Source organism: Pantoea sp. B_9 (assembly GCF_008632015.1).
Lineage (GTDB): Bacteria > Pseudomonadota > Gammaproteobacteria > Enterobacterales > Enterobacteriaceae > Pantoea > Pantoea dispersa.
Genome location: NZ_VWVL01000007.1, coordinates 178,659 through 201,433, shown reverse-complemented (window position 1 = coordinate 201,433; position 22,775 = coordinate 178,659). Strand labels below are relative to the sequence as shown.

The following is a 22,775-nucleotide window of genomic DNA, read 5'->3' as shown; positions in this document are numbered from 1 at the left end:
TCATGGGGGACCTGTTAACCTGAAACGTGCTGCGTGGTTGAAAATGACGTCTCCGCCACCTGAATAAGCTGCAGGTATTGCTGGCAAACAACGCTCAAACTATAAATGCTTAAGTCCAGATGTTGCAACCTGGGGGGAGTTGTATAAATTTCTCGCATTTTTTCTGCCAGCGATGTTGCATTCATCTCTGCCAGACCGCGTGACAGTTCGCCGGTGAGGATCGAAACAGGACCGCCCGGACAGCGCGTACTGACCACCGGGGTGCCGCAGCTCAGGGCTTCGACCAGCACATTACCAAAACCTTCACTGTCGGAGCTGACCACCAGCAGGCGCGCGTGCCGTATCCAGGGATACGGGTTGCGCTGAAAACCTTCGAAGCGCACGCGCTCAGCAATGCCTGAATTCTGCGCCTGCTCACGCAATTTTTGCGTTAATTTTTCGCTTCCCTGTCCCAGCAAAACCAGCGGCGCGGTGATGCCACTCAGGGCATAGGCTTCGAGCAGGCGGTCATGGCGTTTGGTTTCATGGAAGCGTCCCACATGCACCAGGAAATCGGTGCCGGCTAACGGGCAGGGTTCAGCGGCCAGTCGGGCGAGGCTGTCAAAATCGAAAGGATTAGCGATCACTTTGGCCTGGCGGGGCTGTACGCCAATGTTTTGCACCATATCGTCGATGACGTACTGCGAAACCCCGACGATTTGGCGATCCTGATAAACGTGACGGATTTTCAGACGCTTCAGCCACAGCGAGAAGCCGGTTTTACGTGCCAGATACGAAGCAGAAAACACGCCGTGCAGACAAAACCAGGTTCTGTCTCCATCGAGCGCAGGCGTTTGCCTGACAATGCGGTCAGTTTTATGCAGATGAGAGAGGATCAGATCAAATTTGCCGTGCCGCGCTTCACTGTCGCGCACCGCACGATCCAGCAGGCGCGCGCGGCGCCATGTTTCTGTCAGCTTGCGCCACGGGTGGTTACAGCGATCAAGAATCACCTGGTAATCCACGCCAGCCGGAATAGGGTAATCACATACCTTCCGCAATGAGAAGATCGAAACCTGGTGTCCCTGACTGAGGAAGCCCCCCGCCAGAGTCAGTACGACTTTTTCGGCACCGCCGCCCGGCAGGCCATCAATCACCATTAAAATGCGTTTCGACAAAATTTTTTACCCCTACATGCCAGTCTGCTGTAAAGACTTAGCTGCTATCATTCCCGGTGCTATCAGGACTTAATATAAGAAAATTCAATTAATTATTTTTATGGCCAGGTAATTTTACACGAACGTGCGCTCGGTTAATTGCTAAAATTCAGGCCAGTGAAGAGTTTAAATTATTCTAGTTTAACTAATCTTATACCGCTATCGACTTCCCCCTGAACCCGCATGGGAAAAGTTTGCGCCCGTCAGGAGCGTTGCGTACCATAGCGATTATAACACTGTAATTCACCGGATAAGTTATGGAAAAACCTGCCTTTTTAATTACCCTTGATACCGAAGGGGATAACCTGTGGCGCAATCGCAGCGGCAAGGTCACTACCCATAACGTCCGGTTTTTACCGCGCTTCCAGGCGCTGTGTGAGAAATACGGTTTTAAACCGACCTGGCTAACCAACTATGAGATGGCCAGTGACCCGGCTTATGTCGAGTTCGGGCGCGATCTGCTGGCGCGCGGTCAGGGCGAAATCGGTATGCATTTACATGCCTGGTACAGTCCACCTGAATATGCGCTGACCGACGATGAGTGGCGTTATCAACCTTATCTGATCGAATATCCGGAAAACGTCCTGCGCGATAAAGTCGCCTATATGACCGATCTGCTGGAGAACGCTTTTCAGCGTAAAATGACCAGCCACCGCGCCGGCCGCTGGGCATTTAATGAAGTGTACGCCCGCGCCTTGATCGATCAGGGCTATCTGGTTGACTGCTCGGTTACGCCGCGCGTGAGCTGGCGTAATGCGCAGGGTGCACCGCAGGGACAGGGCGGAACGGATTACAGCCATTTTCCCGATCGCGCTTATTTCCTCGATGAACAGGATATTTCCAGGCCGGGCGACAGCCCGCTGCTGGAACTGCCAATGAGCATTCAGTATCGCTATGGCGCGTTCACCAATCAGCTCAAAAAAGTGTGGAATGGTATCCGCGGCAGGCAGCGTGGACCTTCAGTGAACTGGCTGCGTCCGGTGGGGGGGAATCTGGCCCAGATGAAACAGGTGGCAGAACAGACGCTCGCACAGGGCAACGACTATGTGGAGTTCATGCTGCATTCATCCGAGTTTATGCCAGATGGCAGCCCCACGTTTAAAACGGAGGCTGATATTGAACGCCTGTATGACGATCTGGAAGGCCTGTTCAGCTGGCTGGCGACCCGGACGCAGGGCATGACGCTCACGGAGTTTGCCCGGCTGAAGCAACAGCAGCGCTAAGCCGCCCAATCGCGTTACAGCGCGATCTCAGCCAGCATGGCCATCACGTCGTCAGGCTGAATGTCTGCCATGCTGCTGCTGCCCTGAGCGGGCCGTAACGCATGCTGATTCCTGCCGTAGCCACCAATCAGACCCGGGTCAGTCGGGCCGAACAGGGTGATGTTGGGGCGATCCAGCGCGGCGGTCAGATGGCTCAAACCGGTATCCACCGAGACCACCGCACGGGCGCCCGCCAGCTGCTGCGCCACCTGCTCCAGCGTCAGCTTCGGCAACACCTCTGCATGATCAAACCCTGCTGCCAGCCGCTGCGCGCGCTGGTGCTCGTGTTCGGCGCCCCACGGCAGCCTGACGTGCAGGCCAGTGGGCTGAACCCGCGCGATGAGCTGGCGCCAGTGATCTTCCGGCCAGTGTTTGTTGTCGCGCGTTGTGGCGTGCAGAAACACCAGGTACGGTTGGCTATCCTGCGGTTGCGCCGCGAGAAAATGACCGGCAATGGCATAGTCGCCCTGCGTGGCCGGTTTTTCATAGCCCAGACTTTTGGCGAACAGTTCGCGCGTGCGTTCCACGGCGTGCTGCTGCTTACCAATCTCATGACGCTTGTCATACCACCAGCTGGCGAACGGTTCGCGTGCGCTGCGGCTGTCCTGACCATGTTTGATGCCTTTGGCGAGGCGCGTCACCAGCGCGGCGCTTTTAATCAGCCCCTGGGCATCAATCACCACGTCGTACTGACGTGATTGCAGCTCGCGTTTGAATTGCACGCGCTCTTCGCGCTGCTGGCTGCCAAACCAGTGTTTGCGCCAGCGACGAATCGCCACCGGCAGGACTTTGTCAACGGCCGGATGCCAGCCGGGGATCTGCGCAAAATTCTCTTCCACCACCCAGTCGAAGCGAATGCCGGGAATCGCCTGCATCGCGTCGGTCAGCGCCGGCAACGTGTGCAGCACATCACCCATCGACGAGGTTTTAACAATCAAAACGTGCATGGTTACTCCTGCACCGGATGCAGTAACTCATTGAGTTCCTGATGCACGCGTGCCGGTTGAATATCAATCAGGCTCTGGTGATAGCCTTCTGCGGCATCGCCTTTGCGCACTTTGTGGTAGCCGGTAATCAGGCGAATGATGCGCGCCTGATGGGACAGCGGCGGCGTGAAGTCCGGGCTGCTCGGGCCATACAGCGCCACCAGCGGCCGGTTGAGCGCGGCGGCAATGTGCATCAGTCCGGAATCATTGCTGACGACCGCAGCACAGTGGGCGATCAGAATCACCGCCTGCTCCAGCTGCGTTTCGCCCGCCAGATTGCGGCAGTGTGCGCGCGCCGTGTCCGGCAGCGCCTGCAGGATCGCCTCGCCGGTTTCCCGATCTTTAGCCGAGCCGAACAGCAGCACCTGATAGCCTTCAGCAATCAGCTGTTCCGCCAGCGCGGCATAGTGATAGTGTGGCCAGCGCTTCGCGGGACCAAATTCGGCACCGGGGCAGAAGCCGATGGCCGGGCGATCGGCCGACAGCGCAAACTGCGCCGCGGTCATGCGTTTTTCATCGTCGTCGACGCGCAGCTGCGGCCACAACAGCGGCTGCGGCAACTGTGCTGCCGCCGCAACCGGCTGGTCATAGCCCAGCGCCACATAGCGCTCCACCATTAAGGGAAACGCGGCTTTGTCCAGCACACGCACGTCATTCAGCACGCCATAGCGCATTTCACCGCGCCAGCCGATGCGGCGTTTGATGCCGGCAAAAAACGGCACCAGCGCCGATTTAAACGAGTTTGGCAGCACATAGGCGCGATCGTAACCGCTGGCCCGCAGCGCTTTGCCCAGGCGACGGCGCTCACCCAGCGCCAGCGCACCGTGGCCAAGCGGCATCGCCAGCGCCTGATTCACTTCCGGCATGCGTGACAGCAGCGGCCGGCACCAGGCCGGCGCCATCACATCAATTACCGCCTCAGGGTGCGCCTGTTTCAGCGTGCGATAGAGACTTTGCGACATCATCATATCGCCGACCCAGGAGGGGCCAATAACCAGAATTTTCATCGCCGGTGCCGGTTTCCTTATGCGTGACGGTTCAGCCAGGCCATGTATTCGCCCACGCCCTGCGCAACGGTTTTAAACGGTTTGTCATAGCCCGCGGCGCGCAGTTTGCTGAGATCCGCCTGCGTAAAGGCCTGGTAGCGCCCTTTCAGTTTGTCCGGGAACGGGATGTATTCGATCTGGCCTTGCTGGTGGAACTTCAGCACCGCATCCGCCACTTCCTGGAAAGATTCGGCGCGGCCGGTACCACAGTTATAGATGCCGGAAACGCCGTTTTCCCAGCACCACAGATTGACTGCCACTACATCATCAACGTGGATGAAGTCACGACGGAAGCTGTCGCTGCCCTCGAACAGCTTAGGATTTTCACCGTTGCTGATTTGCGTATTGAGGTGGAACGCGACGCTCGCCATGCTGCCTTTATGGCCTTCACGCGGCCCGTACACGTTGAAATAGCGGAAGCCGCACACTGGCGAATCTGCTTCCGGCAGAATCTGGCGGACATAGTGGTCGAACAGCATTTTTGAGTAGCCGTACACGTTGAGCGGCTGCTCGTACTGGCGCTCTTCAATGAAGTTCTCGTTACGCCCGCCATAGGTGGCGGCCGATGAGGCATACAGGAACGGGATTTCACGTTCGAGGCAGAAGTGCAGCAGATCTTTTGAGTACTGATAGTTGTTATCCATCATGTACTTACCGTCCCACTCGGTGGTGGCTGAACAGGCACCTTCATGGAACACCGCTTCAATCGGACCCAGATCTTCACCCGACATGATGTAGGTGAGGAACTCCTCTTTATCCATGTAATCCGCGATGTCCAGATCCGCGAGATTCACGAATTTGGTGCCATCTTTCAGATTATCCACCACCAGGATATCGGTATGACCGCGATCGTTGAGCGCTTTCACAATGTTGCTGCCAATCATGCCCGCGCCGCCGGTTACGATAATCATATGCTTTGCCTTTAAACAGTTGGGGTGAAACAGGAGGTTTCACGCACGAATACCTAACATCATAACATTTCAGCCCGATGCGGACAGCCAGATGACGCCGATCGCGCTGCACAAATCCTGCGCGCCGCGTGAACTATGCTGCAAAACGGAGATTTCCCTGGCTGAATTGTCGTCCATTCGCTTTTCGATCAGTAATATGTGCCAAAATTTTGCTATCTGAGGAGCAGAATCATGTCCGATCAGTTCTATTCACAAATCCGGCAACAGCTTGAGACAACGCGGCAGGACGGATTGTTCAAACAGGAGCGCACCCTGACCTCGGCGCAGCAGGCGGAAATCAACGTCGCCAATAGCCCGCCGGTGATTAACTTCTGCGCAAATAACTATCTCGGCCTTGCGAACCATCCGGCGCTGATTCAGGCCGCCAAAGACGGCATGGACACGCATGGTTTTGGCATGGCGTCGGTGCGTTTTATCTGCGGCACGCAGGACAGCCATCAGTTGCTGGAGCGCCGGCTGGCGGAGTTCCTCGGCATGGAAGAGGCTATCCTGTTCTCCTCATGCTTCGACGCCAACGGAGGGCTGTTTGAGACCCTGCTGGGCGCGGAAGACGCGATTATCTCGGATGCGCTCAACCATGCGTCGATCATCGACGGCATCCGCCTGTGCAAAGCCCAGCGCTATCGTTACGCCAACAATGATATGGCTGAGCTGCGCGCGCGCCTGCAGGAGGCCCGCGACAAGGGCGCGCGCCACCTGCTGATTGCCACCGACGGCGTGTTCTCCATGGATGGCGTGATCGCTAACCTGCAGGGCATTTGCGACCTGGCCGATGAGTTTAATGCGCTGGTGATGGTGGATGACTCGCACGCGGTGGGCTTTGTCGGCGCAAGCGGACGCGGCACGCATGAATACTGCGGCGTGATGGATCGCGTGGATATTCTGACCGGCACGCTGGGTAAAGCGCTGGGTGGTGCGTCCGGCGGTTACGTGGCGGCAAAACGCGAGGTGGTTGAATGGCTGCGTCAACGCTCGCGCCCTTATCTGTTCTCTAACTCGCTGGCACCGGCGATTGTGGCCGCGTCGCTGCGCGTGCTGGATCTGCTGAACGAAGGCGATGGCCTGCGGCAGCGGCTGTGGGAAAACGCCCGCTTCTTCCGGGAAAAAATGACCGCCGCGGGCTTTACGCTGGCCGGTGCCGATCACGCCATCATTCCGGTAATGCTGGGCGATGCCAAAGTGGCGCAGCAGTTTGCCAGCCTGCTCCAGCAGGAGGGCATCTACGTTACCGGCTTCTTCTATCCGGTGGTGCCGCAGGGCCAGGCGCGCATTCGCACGCAGATTTCTGCCGGCCACACTCAGGCGCAGCTGGAGCACGCGGTGGCGGCCTTCACGCGCATCGGACAACAGTTAGGGGTTATCACTGCAGGAGCCAACGGATGAAAGCACTGGCTAAACTGAAAGCGGAAGAGGGGATCTGGATGGTGCACGACGCGCCGGTGCCGGAGCCCGGTCATAACGATCTGCTGATTAAAATCCGCAAAACCGCCATCTGTGGCACCGATGTGCATATCTATAACTGGGACGACTGGTCGCGCAAAACCATTCCGGTGCCGATGATCACCGGCCACGAATACGTGGGCGAAGTGGTCGGTATCGGTCAGGAAGTGAAGGGTTTCGCCATTGGCGATCGCGTATCGGGCGAAGGTCACATCACCTGTGGCCACTGCCGCAACTGTCGCGCCGGCCGTACCCATTTATGCCGTAATACCGTGGGTGTCGGGGTCAATCGTCAGGGCTGCTTCGCCGAATATCTGGTGATCCCGGCGTTTAACGCGTTCAAAATTCCCGACAATATTTCCGACGAGCTGGCGGCGATTTTCGATCCGTTCGGTAACGCGGTGCATACCGCGCTCTCGTTTGATTTGGTAGGTGAAGACGTGCTGATCTCCGGTGCCGGACCGATTGGCATTATGGCGGCAGCGGTGTGTAAGCACGTCGGCGCGCGAAACGTGGTGATCACTGACATCAATGAGTACCGCCTCGGGCTGGCGCGTGAAATGGGCGTGACGCGTGCGGTCAACGTGGCGCAGCAGAATCTGCGTGAGGTGATGACGGAACTGGGGATGACCGAAGGCTTTGATGTCGGACTGGAGATGTCCGGCGCGCCGCCGGCGTTTCGTACCCTGCTGGAGACCATGAATCACGGCGGATGCATTGCACTGCTGGGCATTCCGCCGGGAGAGATGTCGATAGACTGGAACCAGGTCATCTTCAAAGGGCTGTTTATCAAAGGTATTTACGGCCGTGAGATGTTTGAAACCTGGTACAAAATGGCTGCGCTGATTCAGTCCGGCCTCGATCTGACGCCGATCATCACGCATCGCTATCACATCGACGACTTCCAGCAGGGCTTCGACGAGATGCGCTCCGGGCGTTCAGGCAAAGTGGTGCTGAGCTGGGATTAAACGACACACCGGCCTGCGGGCCGGTGACGCTCAGGATTGCTGTTTTTCCGCATCGGTCAGGTAACGCACCTTACGCGTGTAATCCTGGCCCTTAAAGCTCAGCGGCTGGTGCGGATCCTGCAAATATTTTTGCCATTCACTTAAGGGAAAGCCGCCATGCGCGCCAATCACCTGCGGTGGAATCACGGCCGACTGACCACCAATGCGTTTCGACACCGGCCAGTTAGCCCATTCGCCCAGATTGACCGTGCGGAGATCCAGCAGGTCGAGCAGGGCAGCGAGCGGTAGCTGATCGGTTGGCGGCTGGTCGTCGTTCATCAATTCCCAGGTATCATTAAATAACGTCAGCCACAACGGACAAATACGCTGCCATGTGCGACGGGAGGCCGCCAGATAGGCGCCATTCACGTGATCCTGCAAATAAGGGCGAACGGTGTGGTGGTAATAGGCCGGAATATGTTCTTCTGGCGCGCCGGCCAGTTTGGCGATCATCTTGCCCTGACGGAAGCTGCTGTACAGATGATGCTCACGCATCGCAATATCCGGCGTTTTTAATAAATTGAGATCGGAATCGATCATCAATATACCTTCACCGGTCGCCTGCAAGGGGGCCTGAAGTTTAATCAGGCGGCTGCGGTAGATCTGTTTATAACGGTAGTTTTCTTCACGAAACGGCACCTCCAGCGTCACCACGCGCACGCGTGCCGGCAGCGGCGGAAAAGCGCTGGAAGGCTGATCGCTGACGATGACAATTTCGCTGATGGTGTCGGCGCAGCGGCTGGCAAAATAAGCGCTGAGCACCGCTTCTTCAATGTAATCAGCGCCGGTACAGGGGATGACTACGGAACTAACGGCAATTGTGCCCTGCGCATCCGCCTGCGTGGCGGGAATGTTGTGGCGCGAGAGAATATAGCGACGGTGTTTATTTAAAAAATCAAACATGCTTTTTTCTCTCCATGACGTTTTCCAGAATGTTTTCCACGCCCGACACGTAATGTTCGATGCTATAGCGCTCGCGCACCCGGGCGGCGGCGGCGGCGATTAAACGCTGGCGCAGTGCAGTATCCTGCCACAGCGCGCTAAGATGCTGGCTAAGCTGTTGCGTATTGCCATAGTCAAACAGTAAACCGGTCTCGCTGTGTTGAATTAATTCCGACGTACCGACGACATTCGAACCTATCACCGCCGTATTCACCAGCATCGCTTCCAGCACCACGCGCGGCAGGCCTTCACTGGCTGAGGCGAGAATAAACGTATCGAATGCCGCCAGATAATCCAGCGCGTTATTTTGAAAGCCGGTAAAAATAACCTGCGCGGCAATCCCCTCTTTTTGTGCCAGCTGCTGTAAGTGCTGCTGCTCCGGGCCGGCACCGACGATCACCATTTTCCATTTAGCGGCAGGATGCGCGCGGCTGAATGCACCTAGCGCCTGCAAAATATGATGGTTGGATTTACGCGCAATCAGGGAACCGATGGAGCCGAAAATAAAGGTATCCGCGGGATAATCAAAGCGCTGACGCACCGCCTCACGCACCGGCAGCGGCTGATGAATATCGATAGCGTTGGATACGGTAAAGCAGCGCTGCGCATCAACACCGCTTTTGCTCAGGGTGCGGTGTACGCCCTGTGACACGGCAATCACCGCATCACAATGCCGATTAATCATCTTGACCAGCGCATTATTGAGTAACGGATCAATGCGGCAGTGCTGAATTAACGCCACGTGAGTCTGTTCAGCGGCGAGATAGCCTTCAACGTTGGTGCTGGGCTGATTATTCATGTACAGCGCATCATAGCCACCGTCGCGTAAAATCGTCGCGATTTGGCGGGCGTTAGGCTGCATGCGCCACTGGCGATCGATGCGGTCGATGGCGTTTTTTTTCACCGCGCGGTTAAAAAACAGCAGGGTACGCAGTAACTCTTTGGTGATTTTTGCCCAGAGCGGCTGGCGACGCTGCGCAATAAATATCACCGGAATGCCGATCGCGTCTAATACCGAGGCAATGGTCTCCTGATTGCCACGCGCATAATTCTGATAAAAACAGCAGGTGATAGCGAAACGCTGGCGATCGATGCGCTTGAGTAATTCCAGCATGCTGTTGGTGCCGCCGCCCCATTCGCGCCCGGTATCCAGCAGCAGAATTTTCTTTCTGGTTGACGTCATCTGTTCCGATATCCTTGCGCGGAAAAGGTGTGGCGTTAAATAAGGCGCAGCACGCTGCGCCTGATAATCAGAATAGCTGTTTAAGCGACTGCATGAGTGGACTGCCGGTAATGCTCTCTGTCACCACCTCCACCGCACGACTCTGCGGTACGGCTGGCAGCGGCTGGCCCGGCTTACACACGCCAGGCGCACGGAATACCGGGGTACGCGGTTTCTCCGGCGTGCTGGCCGGCGGCGTAGCGCCCTGGCGCAGCGGTTCGTTGAGCAACTGGCTGGGGCGGACCAGGGTGATATCGCCCGGTAGCGTCGGCAACATCTGCTGCAACACCCGTACCGTGGTGGGATGCGGATGGCCAATGGCGATAGCGTAGCCATCACGCTGTGCCAGCTTCACTGCGCGAGTGAACTGGGTGCGAATCGCCGCTTCATTCTGGCTGTCGTCGAGGAATACGCGCCGCTTCAGCACCTTAACCTGCGTGCCCTGTGCGGCCGGGACCGACTGGCTGTTGCCAATGGTCATGCTATCGAGGAAGTAGTAGTTGTAGTGATTGAGCACCTGCATCACTTTCTGCATGCCGGGCAGGCTGGAGGTCATTTTGCTGCCCATATGGTTGTTCAGGCCAACCGCATACGGCACTTTGTTGCTGGCGTCACGCACGATGCGCGCGATCTCTTCGCTGCTCATCTCCGGCGTTAACGTATCCTTCTCCAGCGGCTGCTTGCTCAGCGGCGCCATCGGCAGGTGAATCAGCACCTCATGACCGCCCTGATGCGCTTTGGTTGCCATATCACGCGCATGAGGCGCGTTGGGCAGCACCGCCACAGAAATCGCGGCGGGCATCTGCAGCACTTTATTCTCTTCAGCCGGGCGGTAGCCGAAGTCGTCAATGACGATAGCCAGTTTTCCCGCATGGGCGGTAAAGGTGAAAAACAGCCCGCACAGGGCGGCGCTAAGCTTTTGGGACTGAAACAACACTTATCTTCCTAACCACGGCAGTGGATTGACGGCCTGTCCCTGACGACGAATTTCAAAGTAGAGCGAGGGCGTGCCGCGGCCGCCGCTGGTGCCCACGAGGGCGATAGGCTGTCCTGCCTTCACCTGCGCACCGACGCTCACCAACGCGCTCTGATTGTAGCCATAAAGGCTCATATCGCCTTTACCGTGTTCGACGACCACAACCAGGCCGTAGCCTTGCAGCCAGTCGGCCATCAGCACGCGACCATCAGCAATGGCTTTGACTTCAGTGCCTTCCGGGGCATCAATCACCAGACCTTTCCAGCGCAGTTCGCCCTGCATTGCTTCACCAAAGCGATGTTCAATGCGACCGCGCACTGGCCAGATGGCATGTCCGCCCGGCCGGCCAAGGCCGCCGGTGCGCGCCATCAGCTCGCGCTCGCTTTGTGTAGGGGAATAGCTGGAGCCTTTGGCTTTTGCCTGGGCCTGACGCTGGCGCACTTTTTCCGCCTCGCGCGCTTCGCGTTGCGCCCGTTCGCGCGCCTCACGTTCGGCTTTGGCGATTTTGTCCTGCAGGCGGCTTTCGTTCTGGCGCATCTCGACCAGATCGGCCTGATCTTTCTCCAGCGCGCTCTCCAGTGCGGACAGTGTTTTCTTACGCGCGGCGCTGGCGGTTTCCAGCTTGTTCTGTTGCGTCTGCTGCTGCGCTAATAGCGACTTTTGCTGCTCCTGCTTGCCCTGCAGCGCCTGACGCTGCTGCGCCAGCTCCTGCTGAGTCTGCTTAAGCTCGTCGATGTTTTTTTGCCGGGCGGCATTGAGGTAGCCAAAATAGGCCAGAATGCGTTCGCTACGCTGTGCTTCTTCACCGCCGAGCAGCAGTTGCACGCCGTTGTGCTGGCCCTGACGAAACGCGGCATCCAGCTGCTGCGCCAGCAGTTTTTCCTGCTGCGCCTGCTGCTTTTCCAGCCGGGCAATCGCGGCGGTGGTTTGGGCGATTTCGCCGTTCAGCGCGCTCAGGCTGTTGCGGGTTTCACGCAGCTGGCGACTGGCCTGGGCAATCACTTTTTCCTGACTCTGCAGCTGATCGAGCAGCTTACTGCGCTGCAGCTTCTGCGCTTTAACGCTTTTCTCTTTTTCGGCGATGTCCTGCTGAATGGACTTTAGCTGCGTTTTGCTGTCATCGGCGCTATGTGCGGCGACGGGCAACAGCAACGCACCCGCACAAAGCAGGCTAAGGGAGATATCGGACCAGCGAAATGACAACGGAGATGCCGGGTCGTTGTAACGGGTCCTTGTGTGTGTAACGGTCGCTTTTCCCTTCATAGTCGATAATTATTCCACGATGAACAGCCGCTTACCAGTTATCCCGGCCGGGTTTTGCTTTACGAAAGATGTCGGCCACAGCTTACCGGGATAAAGATTGCCTCAATTTTGCGATTAGAACACTTTTTTTGGAAAATGACGCACAAATCGTAACTCTGCCCGCTTCGCGACTGTACATGCGAAGTGGCGCAGGTATACTCAGAACCCTTGTTTTAGCTTATTAGCCCCGGTCTGGAGTCGTTACCCCTCATGCAAGAAATTATGCAGTTTGCAAGCAATCACCCCATCCTTAGTCTGGCATGGGTCGCTTTACTTATTCTGGTGATTGTAACCACCGTTAAAGGTATGTTCTCTAAGGTAAAAACCATCAGCCGTGGTGAAGCAACCCACCTGATCAACAAAGAGGACGCGGTGGTGGTAGACGTTCGTTCACGCGACGACTATCGCAAAGGACACATTTCAGGGGCTATTAACATCGCCGCAGCCGATATTAAAAAAGGCAGCTTCGGCGAGCTGGAAAAGCACAAGTCGCAGCCCATAATTGTGGTATGTGCCACCGGCCAGAGCGCCGCAGAACCGGCAGCCACCCTTAGCGCAGCGGGTTTTGACAAAGTGACCGTGCTGAAAGATGGTGTGAGCGGCTGGAGTGGCGAAAACCTGCCGCTGGTTCGCGGTAAATAACTTCCTGAGGTATCACCGCATGGCTAATGTTGAGATTTACACCAAAGTGACCTGTCCTTACTGCCACCGGGCGAAGGCGTTGCTGGATCAAAAAGGCGTGTCATACCAGGAGATTCCCATTGATGGGGACGCGGTAAAGCGCGAAGAGATGATCAAACGCAGCGGCCGCACCACGGTGCCACAGATCTTTATTGACGCGCAGCACATTGGCGGCTGTGACGATCTCTACGCGCTGGACGGGCGTCAGGGACTCGATCCCTTGCTCCGCGCATAACATTTTCGACCGACAATTTTCACTTAAAGGATTCAGTAACATGTCAGAGCATAGCAGCAACGAAATGCAGTTCCAGATTCAACGCGTTTACACCAAAGACGTCTCATTTGAAGCGCCAAACGCACCTCAGGTTTTCCAGAAAGAGTGGGAACCGGAAGTGAAGCTGGATCTGGACACCGCCTCTTCTCAGCTGGCGGATGAAGTGTATGAAGTCGTGCTGCGCGTTACTGTCACCGCCACCGTGGGCGAAGACACCGCGTTCCTGTGCGAAGTACAGCAGGCCGGTATCTTCACCATCAGCGGTATCGAAGGCACGCAGATGGCACATTGCCTCGGCGCTTACTGCCCGAACATTCTGTTCCCGTATGCGCGTGAATGTGTCACCAGCCTGGTGTCACGCGGTACCTTCCCTCAGCTCAATCTGGCGCCGGTCAACTTTGATGCGCTGTTCATGAATTATCTGCAGCAGCAGGGTGAAGGCGAAGCGCCACGTCAGGATGCCTGATGACTACACTCAACGCTTCGATTAGCGTCATCGGTGCCGGCTCGTACGGCACCGCACTGGCCATTACGCTGGCCCGTAATGGCCACCCGGTGCTGCTGTGGGGCCACAATCCGCAAAGCGTGGCGCAGCTGCAGGCTGACCGATGCAATACCGCTTTCCTGCCCGATGTTCCTTTCCCCGATAATCTCGTTCCTGAAGCCGATCTGGCCCGCGTCGTCAGCGCCAGCCGCGATCTGCTGGTGGTGGTGCCAAGCCATGTGTTCGGCGATGTGCTGATGCAGCTCAAACCGCTGCTGCGTGCCGACTCACGCATTGTCTGGGCGACCAAAGGACTGGAAAAAGAGACCGGACGGCTGCTGCAGGATGTGGCGCGCGAAATCCTCGGCGACAGCATTCCGCTGGCGGTGATTTCCGGCCCGACCTTTGCCAAAGAGCTGGCGGCTGGTTTGCCAACGGCGATTGCGTTGGCGGCCACTGACGCGCAGTTTGCCGACGATCTGCAGCAAAAGCTGCACTGCGGCAAAAGCTTCCGCGTTTACAACAATCCGGACTTCATCGGCGTGCAGCTGGGCGGCGCAGTGAAAAACGTCATTGCGATTGGTGCCGGGATCTCCGACGGCATTGGCTTTGGTGCCAACGCGCGTACGGCACTCATCACCCGCGGTCTGGCGGAGATGAGCCGTCTCGGTGCTGCGCTGGGTGCCGATCCGACGACCTTTATGGGCATGGCGGGTCTTGGCGATCTGGTGCTGACCTGTACCGATAATCAGTCGCGCAACCGCCGTTTCGGCATGATGCTGGGGCAGGGCGAAAGCGTGGATGAGGCGCAACGCATTATCGGACAAGTTGTAGAAGGCTACAGAAATACCAAAGAAGTCAAAGCATTAGCTGCGCGTGTGGGCGTGGAAATGCCAATAACCGAGCAAATTTATCAGGTATTATATTGCGAAAAATCGGCGCGAGAGGCAGCATTGAGCCTGCTTGGTCGTACAAGGAAGGACGAGAACAGCCAAAGCTAAAGCAGGACGCTTAAGCATTATCACCTGTAGCGCCTAATCGGGCGCTTTTTTATCGGGAGCAAACAGCAATGTCGTCTGAAGAGTTAGAACTGGTCTGGAACCATATCAAAGCCGAAGCCAGAGCGCTGGCCGATTGTGAACCGATGCTGGCCAGTTTTTACCATGCGACCTTGCTCAAGCACGAAAATCTCGGCAGCGCGCTCAGCTACATGCTGGCTAACAAGCTCGCTAACCCGATCATGCCCGCTATTGCCATACGCGAAATTGTTGAAGAAGCCTATCGTCAGGATCCTGAGATGATTGTCTCGGCCGCGTACGATATTCAGGCAGTGCGTCAGCGCGATCCGGCGGTCGACAAATATTCCACGCCGTTACTCTATCTGAAGGGCTTCCACGCGCTGCAGGCGTACCGTATTGGCCACTGGCTGTGGAAAGAGGGACGGCGCGCGCTGGCGGTGTATCTGCAAAACGAAATCTCGGTCTCATTCGCCGTGGATATTCATCCGGCGGCGCGCATCGGGCGTGGCATCATGCTGGATCACGCCACCGGCATCGTGATTGGTGAAACGGCTGTGGTGGAAAATGACGTCTCCATTCTGCAGTCGGTCACGCTGGGCGGTACCGGTAAAACCAGCGGCGATCGCCATCCGAAGATCCGTGAAGGGGTGATGATTGGCGCGGGGGCCAAAATCCTTGGCAATATTGAAGTCGGGCGCGGTGCCAAAATCGGTGCCGGTTCGGTGGTCTTGCAGCCGGTGCCGCCCCATACCACGGCGGCCGGCGTGCCGGCGCGCATTGTCGGCAAACCAGCCAGCGACAAACCGTCAATGGATATGGATCAGCACTTCACCGGCGCCGGGTTTGAGTACGGCGACGGCATCTAGCCTTTGATCAGCGCGCCCGCATAATCCAGCTGGCGCCATGCCTCATACACCACCACTGAAACCGCATTCGACAGGTTCATGCTGCGGCTCTCCGCGCGCATCGGAATGCGGATCTTCTGTTCTGCCGGTAACGCATTAAGAATTTCTGGCGGTAAGCCACGGCTCTCCGGGCCAAACAGCAGATAGTCGCCCGGCTGATAGCTGACGGCGCTGTGCGCCGGTGTGCCTTTGGTGGTCAGCGCGAATAAGCGCTGTGGCGCTTCCGCCGCCAGAAAAGCGGCGTAGCTGGCGTGCTTTTTCAGCGCGGTATATTCATGGTAATCCAGTCCGGCGCGGCGCAGGCGTTTATCATCCCAGGCGAAGCCTAACGGCTCAATCAGGTGCAGCTGAAAGCCGGTATTGGCGCACAGGCGGATGATGTTGCCGGTATTTGGCGGGATTTCAGGTTCAAATAAGACGATGTTTAGCATAAGGCCCCCGGAAACGAGGGCCGCAGCATAGCAAATTATTGCCGGGCGGAGTACAGCGGCAGCCACAGCGTCAGGCGCAGACCGCCTAACGGGCTATCATCGGCTTTCACCCAGCCGCGGTGCTGTTGCACGGCGGTTTCGACAATCGCCAGCCCGAGCCCGGTGCCGCCGGATTCACGGTCACGCGCTTCATCGGTGCGGTAGAACGGACGGAAAATCTGCTCGCGATCTTCCGGGCTGACGCCAGGACCGTCGTCGTCCACGTGCACGGTAATGCCCTGAATATCCACCGCAAAGCTAACGCTGATGTGCGTGTGCGAATAGCGCAGCGCGTTACGCACAATGTTCTCCAGCGCACTTTCCAGCGCGTGTGGGTTGCCGTACAGCGGCCACGGACCGGGCGGATACGGTACGTCCATGGTTTTACCCATCTGCTCCGCTTCGAATTTGGCATCTTCCAGCACGCCGTTCCACAGCTGGTTGGCCTTCATCGCTTCGCTCACCAGCGCGTTCTTGTGCTGGGTGCGCGACAGTACCAGCAAGTCGTTGATCATGCCGTCCAGACGCTGCGCTTCGGTCTCAATGCGCTCCAGCTCTTTGCCTTCGCCATGACGCCGGCGCAGTAGCGCAGTTGCCAGCTGCAGACGCGTCAGTGGCGTGCGTAATTCATGGCTGATATCCGACAGCAGACGCTGCTGTGCCGTCATCATGCGTTCGAGCGCGCTCACCATCTGGTTGAAACTGGATCCGGCTGCGAGAAATTCCTGCGGGCCCGATTCCAGTTCCGGATGCTGACGCAGATTTCCGCTCGCCACTTCATCCGCGGCATGTTTTAGCTTACGTGCCGGACGCGCCAGGCTCCACGCCAGCCACAGCAGCAGCGGTGAGCTGATTAACATGGTGACGATGAGCAGCAGCAGAGGGCGGTCAAACAGCAGGTTGACGAAATCGAGCTGGGAACTGGTGGCGGGACGGATCAGATACAGCTGGTAATTGTCTTCGCCGTCGCGCACCGCGAAGGGGCCGACCATCTCGACGCGGCCATACTTTTTCTTCTGCGGATGATCGGCATTATCGGACTGGCCGATAAAGTTGCGGATCACCTGCATTTCATTGTGCTGCGCACCGATCACTCGTCCTTCGCTGGTCACCAGCAGCAGGCGCTGACCGGGCGGTGCCCATTTGTCGATGGCGCGAAACAGCCGGCGCCACCACATCAGGTCGTTGGGCGGATCCTGTGACAGCTCCGCCTCAACGTGTTGCTCAATCATGGTGCCCTGGCGCTGTTCGCTCTCCATCAGTGAGGTCATCTGGCGCGAATCGAGTTTTGGCACCATCAGTACCAGCATCAACACCAGCGCCAGGGTGAGCCAGAAGATGGCGAAGATGCGGGTGGTCAAACTTCCAATCATGATGCCGAAACCATCAGATAGCCGCGTCCGCGCAGAGTTTTGAACCACGGATGACCATCACGACGTTCCGGCAGCTTACGACGCAGGTTAGAGATGTGCATATCGATGGCGCGGTCAAACGGCGTCAGGCGCTTGCCCAGCACTTCCTGGCTGAGATGCTCGCGTGACACCACCTGGCCAAGATGCTGCGCCAGTAAGTAGAGCAGGGTGAACTCGGTGCCGGTGAGATCCAGCGTTTCGCTGTCGAAGCTGGCTTCCTGACGGCCCGGATTCAGGCGCAGGCAATCCACTTCCAGCGTCGGTGAGCTGTTATCGTGCTGTTGCTGCTGTTCGCTCCAGTTGGAACGGCGCAGAATCGCACGGATACGCGCCACCAGTTCGCGATCGTTGAATGGCTTTGGCAGATAGTCATCCGCGCCCAGTTCCAGGCCCAGAACGCGGTCCAGCTCGCTACCGCGGGCGGTCAGCATGATGACAGGGGTTTGATGTTGCTGGCGTAGCTCTTTTAACGTGTCGATACCGTTCTTCTTCGGCATCATCACATCGAGCAAAAGCAGGTCGACGGTGTTGTCCAGCAGATTGAGCGCCTGCTCGCCATCGCTGGCGACAATCACCTCAAAACCTTCCATTTCAAGCAGTTCTTTAAGCAGCGAAGTCAATTCGCGGTCGTCATCAACCAACAGGATTTTATTCATTTTTTGTTGCCCTCCGCAGGCAAAATACCGTGTTCCTATAGTGGCAATCCAACGCTTTACGTAGTTTTACACCCCCTGACGGATGTTTGCAGCTGTCGCCGTACACTAGCTCTCGTTGAATCGCAAAACGGAACGAACCGGGAGTAAACGATGCGCTACTTAACCGCCGTCGTCTTTGCCTCAGCGATGGTTCTCAGTCACGCCAGCGCAGAAGCAGCAGACACGACGACGATTGACGAGATGCATCATAACGGCGGATTGACGACAGGCAGTATGACGCAAAATCCGCAAAGCCACATGTTCGATGGCATTGAGCTGACTGAACAACAGCGGCAACAGATGCGCGATCTGATGCAGCAAGCGCGCCATGAACGCCCGGTGTTAAGCGTTCAGGACATAGAAACTATGCATGACCTTGTCATTGCAGACAAATTTAACGAATCGGCTATCCGCCAGCAGGCAGAGAAACAGGCCCGCGAGCAGGTAGAACTGCAAATCGAGATGGCCCGGGTTCGTAATCAGATGTATCACCTGCTAACGCCTGCACAGCAAGCGACATTGCAGAAGAATTTTGAGCGGCGCCTGAATGAAGCGCGTCGGCTCTCCGGATTGCAGCCATCATCACCGCTGCAAGCAGTGAGTAGTACCAGCAGTAACCAGTAACATAGTATCCCTGTTTTCCTTGCCATAGACACCATCCCTGTCTTCCCCGCCATGATGGCGGGGTTTTTTTTATCAATAACTTACAAACAAAACCAAGCTAAAACAGTTAGTTAGTTTGAGTTATCAACCAACAGGAACCAGTTATAAGCAACTGGAAAAGGGTCACATTGTGGTCACAGGTGGACACAAGGTGGACACGATTTCCTGATTACCCTCAGCGCCATCATTTTTGACTGGCTCTCCGCCACTCTCGCTGCTTTTTCCTATCTCGACAGCTTCCAGCCCTCCCCTTAGTGGATTGAGCGTTACAGCGTGTAGGAGGAAGTCTGGCGCGAAGTGGGCATAAATCATTGTCTGCTCAATTTTCGCATGCCCGAGAATGTCACGCAGGGTGATGATGTTTCCGCCGTTCATCATAAAATGACTCGCGAAAGTGTGCCTGAGAACGTGTGTCGCCTGTCCACGCGGCAACTCTGGAACTGCGGTTCGCAGCTTCTCCCTGAAGCTCTCATAATCGACTTTAAACAACTTCCCGCTTTTGCGTGAGCTGATCAGCTTCTCCAACTCTGACGATATCGGGATCACTCTGTTTTTGCCGTTCTTGGTAGCGAAAAAGTGGATTCGTCCCATACGTACCCGCATTGAATCCAGTTCCGCCGCTTCACTCCATCGTGCGCCTGTGCTCAGGCAAACCAGCGCGACTTTTCTTTCGTCACCTTCCAGAGCGTTAAGCAGCGCAGTGATCTGGTCCGGCATCAGGAATATGACTTCCGGATCCGCCTGTTTTAATGGCGGCAGCTCCTGCACCGGATTTGGCTGGCGGTATTCCCCGAGCTTAATCAACGTAGAGAACATGCCGGAAAGGCGATAAACATCACGGTTAATAGTGGCCGGTGATATTCCCGCTGCAAGTCTGGACGTTCGCAACTGGAGCAGGTTTTTTTTGCTAAGGGCGTTTGCCGGCATATCACCAATTTGCGCGATGGTTTTAAGCAGGTGCATCCGCTCAATTTTGCCGTTCTTCAGCGTGACGCCATGAACTTTCCACCAATTTTCTAACAGCTCGGAGATACGGCGGCGATCTGTGGGTTGCTTGGCCCATTCATCAGGCTCGCTTGCCTTACTTAATATCCAGAGCTCATACGCTTTCGCGTCAGACTTTCTGCTAAATTTCTTCCGGTATCGCTTTCCTGCTTTACCGTTAGGGCGGATGTCCACCATCCATTGACCATCATCAGTTGGTTTTATGCTCATGGCTGAGCCCTCCTGATAGATGGTGTTACTTCATCATTTGCCGGGCCGGTATGGCTCAGCAGCCAGGCGGAATGTACCGCTAACCATCCCTGCCTGTTAATTGGCGTTAATCTGTTTTTTCTGGCCCACTGTGTGAGAGAGCCGGCGAGATCTGGCCGGCAGCTTCAGTTGTTTTATTGAGCATTAGCCAAAGCGTGTATTTCTGGAAGGTCTCGATCTCTAACACGCGTTGAATAACCGATAGGCCGGCTTGCTTTTGCCCGGACTCGTAGTTTTTTACTGTGCTGATGCCAAACCCAGTTAAATCAGAAAAGGACTGTTGCGTTAATCCTTCTGCACTCCTAATCGCACGAAGTTTTCTTCCATAATCATGCATTTGATAACTTCTCCCATATGTAATTGATTAATTACTTTGCTTTATCGCGGGAGGGTTATCGTCACCTTTAGTCAAATTTTCATGGCCATTGGGCGCTATTTGACCAGCTTCTGTAGCCGTCTGATCTGTCATAAGCCATAAGGTGTATTTCATGAATCGGGGCAGCTGAATAACTCTCTCAATTATGGTTAAGCCGATCTCTTGCCCTCCAGTTTCATAATTTCTTATTGAACTGAGGCTTATGCCTGTCTCCTTTGCCATTGCCGCCTGAGTTAGCCCTTCTGCCTTTCGGATAAGTCTTAATTTTTTTTGGTAGTCGCTTGACATGATACGGAACTCCGTATTAAATCCATCAAAAGATACGGAGCTCCGTATCTATGGTTAAACAAAAAGCAGCCGCAACTAGAAGCCGTAGGAAGCAGTTAGAAGCAGCTGGAGCCTTGAAACAGGAGATTATCACATGAGCACGATGAGTGATGGTTTGGAGGTCAAAAGCCTCGCTGATGCAGTCACGTACCAGAAATTTGGTGAGCTGATTGGTAAGCCGGCCAGCGCAATTAAAGCGATGGCTGAAAACAATAAGCTGCCGCTGATCGAGTGGCGTAACCCGGAAAACCCTACCGGCCGAGCTGGTGAAAAAATGGTGTATCTACCTGAATTTAATCGCGCTATGCGGGACGCATATTACTCCCGACCGACCGAACAACGCGATGCCTGGTTGCTGTGGCTGGGGCTTTAAATGTCAGCGGCGCATCAGATAGTTGAAGTAAACAAGCACGTCAGCCTGTATCGCGGTTTCACAATCCAGCGTTTGCCGCGCAGCGCAGTCGATAAAAATCATCGCTATCAGGTGACCAAAGACGGCATGTATTACGGGCAGGAGTTCGCTCAGGCCGAAGCAATACGCACCATTGATGGCCTGCATCGTGATCATGAAGTGTGGTGTGAGCGCCTCGGTGTCACGTTGATGAAATGCGAGGTGACAGATTGTTCAGTGCCGAAGAATGGCAATTAGCGTGTTATTTGACGCTGCTGGCGTGGGGACTGATTGAGTCAGTGCAGCTGATCATTCAGGGCATTTGCCGGCGACAGCGGGCGAAGCAGTACAAGGCAAGCAAACAGGGAGCCAATAAAAATGCGTCATGAATACCAGGTGTTAAAAAATAATCTGCTGAATGCCTATCACAGCAAAGTGATGGTACTGAAAGCGGCAACAGCCGTGGCACCGCAGGTGCGTGAAAACTCTCTGGCCGATTATGCATTTCGCCTGAGCATTGGGCTTGAAGGTCTGGTGACTGTGGCGAACGCATCAGGTGATGCTGAGTCCGCTGATGAACTGGAAAGCGTTGTTGCGCAGTGCAACCGTGGGGAATATCCGTCCCCGTCAGTGAACTGAAAACCCGGCACGAAGCCGGGTTTAGCCACTGCTTTTTTGTTGTTATTGCTTGGGTAGGGAACCAAATTCTGCATGAATCACAGAGTAGCCGCTACCAAACTTCCATTTAAGAAGAGCGCCAATTGTGAGGTACATGTCCAGTAACTCCTCCTGGGATACTGGGTCAGAAATCGGGTCATCTCTATCAATAAGAGTGCGTATGAGTTCAGTGAAGTGCTCTGATACTGCTGTATATGTAGGCATATGTTTTCCCTGGTTATAGGGACCAGTTAAGGTCAGGTTTTTGTTTTAATACTTCTAAGGTAGTAGGCGGATATGATTGTTACAAAAAATCCGTGAATTTCAAGTGGACTGGTATAGCAGAGTAGGGTTGGCGCGATATGCCGGGCTTATCAGGGGCATCATTTACGAGTGTTGCGGCTGATAAGAGGAATTTATGAACCGAGTTATTTTAAATCAGAGAATCAGAGGGAAAAGCCATGCTCATGGCATGGCTAAATCAGAATTAGGTAGAAGGGTTAATAAAAAAATTACTGCGATTTTGGTTCAGCGCCAAGTGCACGAAGAATGTTTAGCAAGGCTGACTGCGTTTTTGCTTCAGCATCCTGATATTCCTTAGAGCCTTGGCGATAAGAATTAAGCTGAGCATGTAGGGAATCGATTATTTTCACTTTTTGCGCAGGTTCGAGCACTGAAAAGACAGCGACACTAAAAACGGACAGGGCATAAACATCATGTCTGCATGATTCACCCGCATCATTAACAGCGGAGATGTAGTCGAATAGTTTTTTAATGTTCTGATCCATTTGTATTCCTTGTGTTGATTCGTTAGTTC

27 protein-coding genes are annotated in these 22,775 nt (G+C 55.6%); 12 read left to right on the top strand and 15 right to left on the bottom strand.

What is annotated here, in order from left to right; translation table 11 throughout:
- Positions 1–14 precede the first annotated feature (14 nt).
- A complete protein-coding gene (locus F3I21_RS19435; RefSeq protein ID WP_150059600.1) occupies positions 15–1,139 on the bottom strand; it encodes a glycosyltransferase in 1,125 nt (374 codons plus the stop codon).
- Between the two features lie 314 nt (positions 1,140–1,453).
- Here F3I21_RS19435 and F3I21_RS19430 point away from each other — a divergent pair, with 314 nt between their 5' ends.
- Complete coding sequence (locus F3I21_RS19430) at positions 1,454–2,419, top strand: polysaccharide deacetylase family protein (protein ID WP_150059573.1); 966 nt, start codon at positions 1,454–1,456, stop codon at positions 2,417–2,419.
- A gap of 14 nt (positions 2,420–2,433) precedes the next feature.
- Here F3I21_RS19430 and rfaC read toward each other — a convergent pair whose 3' ends face one another.
- The 3 genes from rfaC to rfaD are packed head-to-tail and all read right to left on the bottom strand — an operon-like array spanning position 2,434 to position 5,401.
- Positions 2,434–3,405, bottom strand: coding sequence for a lipopolysaccharide heptosyltransferase RfaC (gene rfaC, locus F3I21_RS19425; protein WP_150059572.1), 972 nt, complete (start codon positions 3,403–3,405; stop codon positions 2,434–2,436).
- Between the two features lie 2 nt (positions 3,406–3,407).
- Positions 3,408–4,451: an ADP-heptose--LPS heptosyltransferase RfaF gene (rfaF, locus tag F3I21_RS19420; protein WP_058781669.1), complete on the bottom strand. Its 1,044-nt coding sequence runs from the start codon at positions 4,449–4,451 to the stop codon at positions 3,408–3,410.
- Positions 4,452–4,468: 17 nt separating this feature from the next.
- Entirely contained in the window at positions 4,469–5,401 is a 933-nt protein-coding gene (gene rfaD, locus F3I21_RS19415; RefSeq protein ID WP_021507062.1) for an ADP-glyceromanno-heptose 6-epimerase, read from the bottom strand.
- 231 nt (positions 5,402–5,632) lie between these two features.
- Between rfaD and F3I21_RS19410 the strand changes: the two genes are divergently transcribed.
- Together F3I21_RS19410 and tdh are read left to right on the top strand one after the other, a co-directional pair.
- Positions 5,633–6,844 (top strand): glycine C-acetyltransferase, encoded by a 1,212-nt coding sequence (locus tag F3I21_RS19410; protein WP_058771026.1) that lies wholly within the window; start codon positions 5,633–5,635, stop codon positions 6,842–6,844.
- Entirely contained in the window at positions 6,841–7,869 is a 1,029-nt protein-coding gene (gene tdh, locus F3I21_RS19405) for an L-threonine 3-dehydrogenase (protein WP_150059571.1), read from the top strand. Before F3I21_RS19410 ends, tdh begins: the two co-directional genes overlap by 4 nt.
- 30 nt (positions 7,870–7,899) lie before the next feature.
- Here the strand turns inward: tdh and F3I21_RS19400 are convergent, their stop codons facing one another.
- The 4 genes from F3I21_RS19400 to envC all read right to left on the bottom strand — a co-directional run bounded on the left by F3I21_RS19400 (position 7,900) and on the right by envC (position 12,311).
- Entirely contained in the window at positions 7,900–8,811 is a 912-nt protein-coding gene (locus F3I21_RS19400) for a hypothetical protein (RefSeq protein ID WP_058775481.1), read from the bottom strand.
- Positions 8,804–10,033, bottom strand: coding sequence for a glycosyltransferase (locus F3I21_RS19395; protein WP_150059570.1), 1,230 nt, complete (start codon positions 10,031–10,033; stop codon positions 8,804–8,806). Before F3I21_RS19395 ends, F3I21_RS19400 begins: the two co-directional genes overlap by 8 nt.
- 67 nt (positions 10,034–10,100) lie before the next feature.
- Positions 10,101–11,006 (bottom strand): divergent polysaccharide deacetylase family protein, encoded by a 906-nt coding sequence (locus tag F3I21_RS19390; RefSeq protein WP_150059599.1) that lies wholly within the window; start codon positions 11,004–11,006, stop codon positions 10,101–10,103.
- A gap of 3 nt (positions 11,007–11,009) precedes the next feature.
- On the bottom strand, positions 11,010–12,311 hold the full coding sequence (gene envC, locus F3I21_RS19385; RefSeq protein WP_150059569.1) for a murein hydrolase activator EnvC: 1,302 nt from the start codon (positions 12,309–12,311) through the stop codon (positions 11,010–11,012).
- A gap of 249 nt (positions 12,312–12,560) precedes the next feature.
- Here envC and F3I21_RS19380 point away from each other — a divergent pair, with 249 nt between their 5' ends.
- The 5 genes from F3I21_RS19380 (at position 12,561) to cysE (ending at position 15,674) form a co-directional block, all read left to right on the top strand.
- Complete coding sequence (locus tag F3I21_RS19380; RefSeq protein ID WP_058759412.1) at positions 12,561–12,992, top strand: rhodanese-like domain-containing protein; 432 nt, start codon at positions 12,561–12,563, stop codon at positions 12,990–12,992.
- A 19-nt stretch (positions 12,993–13,011) separates the two neighbouring features.
- Positions 13,012–13,266 carry a glutaredoxin 3 gene (gene grxC / locus F3I21_RS19375; RefSeq protein WP_010616518.1) on the top strand — a complete coding sequence of 85 codons (255 nt, stop codon included), beginning with the start codon at positions 13,012–13,014 and terminating at the stop codon, positions 13,264–13,266.
- Positions 13,267–13,306: 40 nt separating this feature from the next.
- The gene (gene secB / locus F3I21_RS19370) at positions 13,307–13,771 is read left to right on the top strand and encodes a protein-export chaperone SecB (RefSeq protein ID WP_021507054.1); all 465 of its coding nucleotides are present in this window, start codon (positions 13,307–13,309) and stop codon (positions 13,769–13,771) included.
- Entirely contained in the window at positions 13,771–14,790 is a 1,020-nt protein-coding gene (gene gpsA / locus F3I21_RS19365) for an NAD(P)H-dependent glycerol-3-phosphate dehydrogenase (protein ID WP_059010949.1), read from the top strand. Before secB ends, gpsA begins: the two co-directional genes overlap by 1 nt.
- 68 nt (positions 14,791–14,858) lie before the next feature.
- Positions 14,859–15,674 carry a serine O-acetyltransferase gene (cysE, locus tag F3I21_RS19360; protein WP_021507052.1) on the top strand — a complete coding sequence of 272 codons (816 nt, stop codon included), beginning with the start codon at positions 14,859–14,861 and terminating at the stop codon, positions 15,672–15,674.
- On the opposite strand, the gene trmL is transcribed toward cysE, so the two are convergent.
- The 3 genes from trmL to cpxR are packed head-to-tail and all read right to left on the bottom strand — an operon-like array spanning position 15,671 to position 18,251.
- Positions 15,671–16,144: a tRNA (uridine(34)/cytosine(34)/5-carboxymethylaminomethyluridine(34)-2'-O)-methyltransferase TrmL gene (gene trmL, locus F3I21_RS19355; protein WP_021507051.1), complete on the bottom strand. Its 474-nt coding sequence runs from the start codon at positions 16,142–16,144 to the stop codon at positions 15,671–15,673. The two genes, cysE and trmL, sit on opposite strands and share 4 nt — an antisense overlap.
- A gap of 35 nt (positions 16,145–16,179) precedes the next feature.
- On the bottom strand, positions 16,180–17,556 hold the full coding sequence (gene cpxA / locus F3I21_RS19350; protein ID WP_031279625.1) for an envelope stress sensor histidine kinase CpxA: 1,377 nt from the start codon (positions 17,554–17,556) through the stop codon (positions 16,180–16,182).
- Positions 17,553–18,251: an envelope stress response regulator transcription factor CpxR gene (gene cpxR, locus F3I21_RS19345; protein WP_007885339.1), complete on the bottom strand. Its 699-nt coding sequence runs from the start codon at positions 18,249–18,251 to the stop codon at positions 17,553–17,555. The genes cpxA and cpxR overlap by 4 nt, the downstream gene beginning before the upstream one ends.
- A gap of 150 nt (positions 18,252–18,401) precedes the next feature.
- Between cpxR and cpxP the strand changes: the two genes are divergently transcribed.
- Complete coding sequence (cpxP, locus tag F3I21_RS19340; RefSeq protein ID WP_021507049.1) at positions 18,402–18,914, top strand: cell-envelope stress modulator CpxP; 513 nt, start codon at positions 18,402–18,404, stop codon at positions 18,912–18,914.
- A 162-nt stretch (positions 18,915–19,076) separates the two neighbouring features.
- Here cpxP and F3I21_RS19335 read toward each other — a convergent pair whose 3' ends face one another.
- From F3I21_RS19335 to F3I21_RS19325, 3 genes are all read right to left on the bottom strand, one after another.
- Positions 19,077–20,168 carry a tyrosine-type recombinase/integrase gene (locus F3I21_RS19335; protein WP_081315801.1) on the bottom strand — a complete coding sequence of 364 codons (1,092 nt, stop codon included), beginning with the start codon at positions 20,166–20,168 and terminating at the stop codon, positions 19,077–19,079.
- Positions 20,169–20,274: 106 nt separating this feature from the next.
- The gene (locus F3I21_RS19330) at positions 20,275–20,544 is read right to left on the bottom strand and encodes a helix-turn-helix transcriptional regulator (protein ID WP_058759410.1); all 270 of its coding nucleotides are present in this window, start codon (positions 20,542–20,544) and stop codon (positions 20,275–20,277) included.
- Positions 20,545–20,571: 27 nt separating this feature from the next.
- A complete protein-coding gene (locus F3I21_RS19325) occupies positions 20,572–20,871 on the bottom strand; it encodes a helix-turn-helix transcriptional regulator (RefSeq protein WP_058759409.1) in 300 nt (99 codons plus the stop codon).
- Between the two features lie 133 nt (positions 20,872–21,004).
- Here F3I21_RS19325 and F3I21_RS19320 point away from each other — a divergent pair, with 133 nt between their 5' ends.
- The 3 genes from F3I21_RS19320 to F3I21_RS19310 all read left to right on the top strand — a co-directional run bounded on the left by F3I21_RS19320 (position 21,005) and on the right by F3I21_RS19310 (position 21,940).
- A complete protein-coding gene (locus F3I21_RS19320) occupies positions 21,005–21,283 on the top strand; it encodes a Cox family DNA-binding protein (RefSeq protein ID WP_081315799.1) in 279 nt (92 codons plus the stop codon).
- Entirely contained in the window at positions 21,284–21,559 is a 276-nt protein-coding gene (locus tag F3I21_RS19315) for a hypothetical protein (protein ID WP_190286113.1), read from the top strand. It abuts the gene before it with no gap.
- A gap of 120 nt (positions 21,560–21,679) precedes the next feature.
- Complete coding sequence (locus F3I21_RS19310) at positions 21,680–21,940, top strand: hypothetical protein (RefSeq protein ID WP_150059568.1); 261 nt, start codon at positions 21,680–21,682, stop codon at positions 21,938–21,940.
- 530 nt (positions 21,941–22,470) lie between these two features.
- Here the strand turns inward: F3I21_RS19310 and F3I21_RS19305 are convergent.
- The gene (locus tag F3I21_RS19305) at positions 22,471–22,746 is read right to left on the bottom strand and encodes a hypothetical protein (RefSeq protein ID WP_150059567.1); all 276 of its coding nucleotides are present in this window, start codon (positions 22,744–22,746) and stop codon (positions 22,471–22,473) included.
- Positions 22,747–22,775: the final 29 nt, after the last annotated feature.

Coding starts and splice junctions, on each gene's coding strand:
- F3I21_RS19335 (WP_081315801.1), bottom strand. CDS start 20,168: ATGAGCATAAAACCAACTGATGATGGTCAATGGATGGTGGACATCCGC.
- F3I21_RS19410 (WP_058771026.1), top strand. CDS start 5,633: ATGTCCGATCAGTTCTATTCACAAATCCGGCAACAGCTTGAGACAACG.
- cpxR (WP_007885339.1), bottom strand. CDS start 18,251: ATGAATAAAATCCTGTTGGTTGATGACGACCGCGAATTGACTTCGCTG.
- cysE (WP_021507052.1), top strand. CDS start 14,859: ATGTCGTCTGAAGAGTTAGAACTGGTCTGGAACCATATCAAAGCCGAA.
- tdh (WP_150059571.1), top strand. CDS start 6,841: ATGAAAGCACTGGCTAAACTGAAAGCGGAAGAGGGGATCTGGATGGTG.
- cpxP (WP_021507049.1), top strand. CDS start 18,402: ATGCGCTACTTAACCGCCGTCGTCTTTGCCTCAGCGATGGTTCTCAGT.
- F3I21_RS19435 (WP_150059600.1), bottom strand. CDS start 1,139: ATGGTGATTGATGGCCTGCCGGGCGGCGGTGCCGAAAAAGTCGTACTG.
- F3I21_RS19400 (WP_058775481.1), bottom strand. CDS start 8,811: ATGTTTGATTTTTTAAATAAACACCGTCGCTATATTCTCTCGCGCCAC.
- F3I21_RS19430 (WP_150059573.1), top strand. CDS start 1,454: ATGGAAAAACCTGCCTTTTTAATTACCCTTGATACCGAAGGGGATAAC.
- F3I21_RS19315 (WP_190286113.1), top strand. CDS start 21,284: ATGTCAGCGGCGCATCAGATAGTTGAAGTAAACAAGCACGTCAGCCTG.
- envC (WP_150059569.1), bottom strand. CDS start 12,311: ATGAAGGGAAAAGCGACCGTTACACACACAAGGACCCGTTACAACGAC.
- F3I21_RS19320 (WP_081315799.1), top strand. CDS start 21,005: ATGAGCACGATGAGTGATGGTTTGGAGGTCAAAAGCCTCGCTGATGCA.
- trmL (WP_021507051.1), bottom strand. CDS start 16,144: ATGCTAAACATCGTCTTATTTGAACCTGAAATCCCGCCAAATACCGGC.
- rfaD (WP_021507062.1), bottom strand. CDS start 5,401: ATGATTATCGTAACCGGCGGCGCGGGCATGATTGGCAGCAACATTGTG.
- F3I21_RS19330 (WP_058759410.1), bottom strand. CDS start 20,544: ATGCATGATTATGGAAGAAAACTTCGTGCGATTAGGAGTGCAGAAGGA.
- rfaC (WP_150059572.1), bottom strand. CDS start 3,405: ATGCACGTTTTGATTGTTAAAACCTCGTCGATGGGTGATGTGCTGCAC.
- F3I21_RS19395 (WP_150059570.1), bottom strand. CDS start 10,033: ATGACGTCAACCAGAAAGAAAATTCTGCTGCTGGATACCGGGCGCGAA.
- secB (WP_021507054.1), top strand. CDS start 13,307: ATGTCAGAGCATAGCAGCAACGAAATGCAGTTCCAGATTCAACGCGTT.
- F3I21_RS19325 (WP_058759409.1), bottom strand. CDS start 20,871: ATGTCAAGCGACTACCAAAAAAAATTAAGACTTATCCGAAAGGCAGAA.
- F3I21_RS19380 (WP_058759412.1), top strand. CDS start 12,561: ATGCAAGAAATTATGCAGTTTGCAAGCAATCACCCCATCCTTAGTCTG.
- F3I21_RS19310 (WP_150059568.1), top strand. CDS start 21,680: ATGCGTCATGAATACCAGGTGTTAAAAAATAATCTGCTGAATGCCTAT.
- grxC (WP_010616518.1), top strand. CDS start 13,012: ATGGCTAATGTTGAGATTTACACCAAAGTGACCTGTCCTTACTGCCAC.
- F3I21_RS19305 (WP_150059567.1), bottom strand. CDS start 22,746: ATGGATCAGAACATTAAAAAACTATTCGACTACATCTCCGCTGTTAAT.
- gpsA (WP_059010949.1), top strand. CDS start 13,771: ATGACTACACTCAACGCTTCGATTAGCGTCATCGGTGCCGGCTCGTAC.
- cpxA (WP_031279625.1), bottom strand. CDS start 17,556: ATGATTGGAAGTTTGACCACCCGCATCTTCGCCATCTTCTGGCTCACC.
- rfaF (WP_058781669.1), bottom strand. CDS start 4,451: ATGAAAATTCTGGTTATTGGCCCCTCCTGGGTCGGCGATATGATGATG.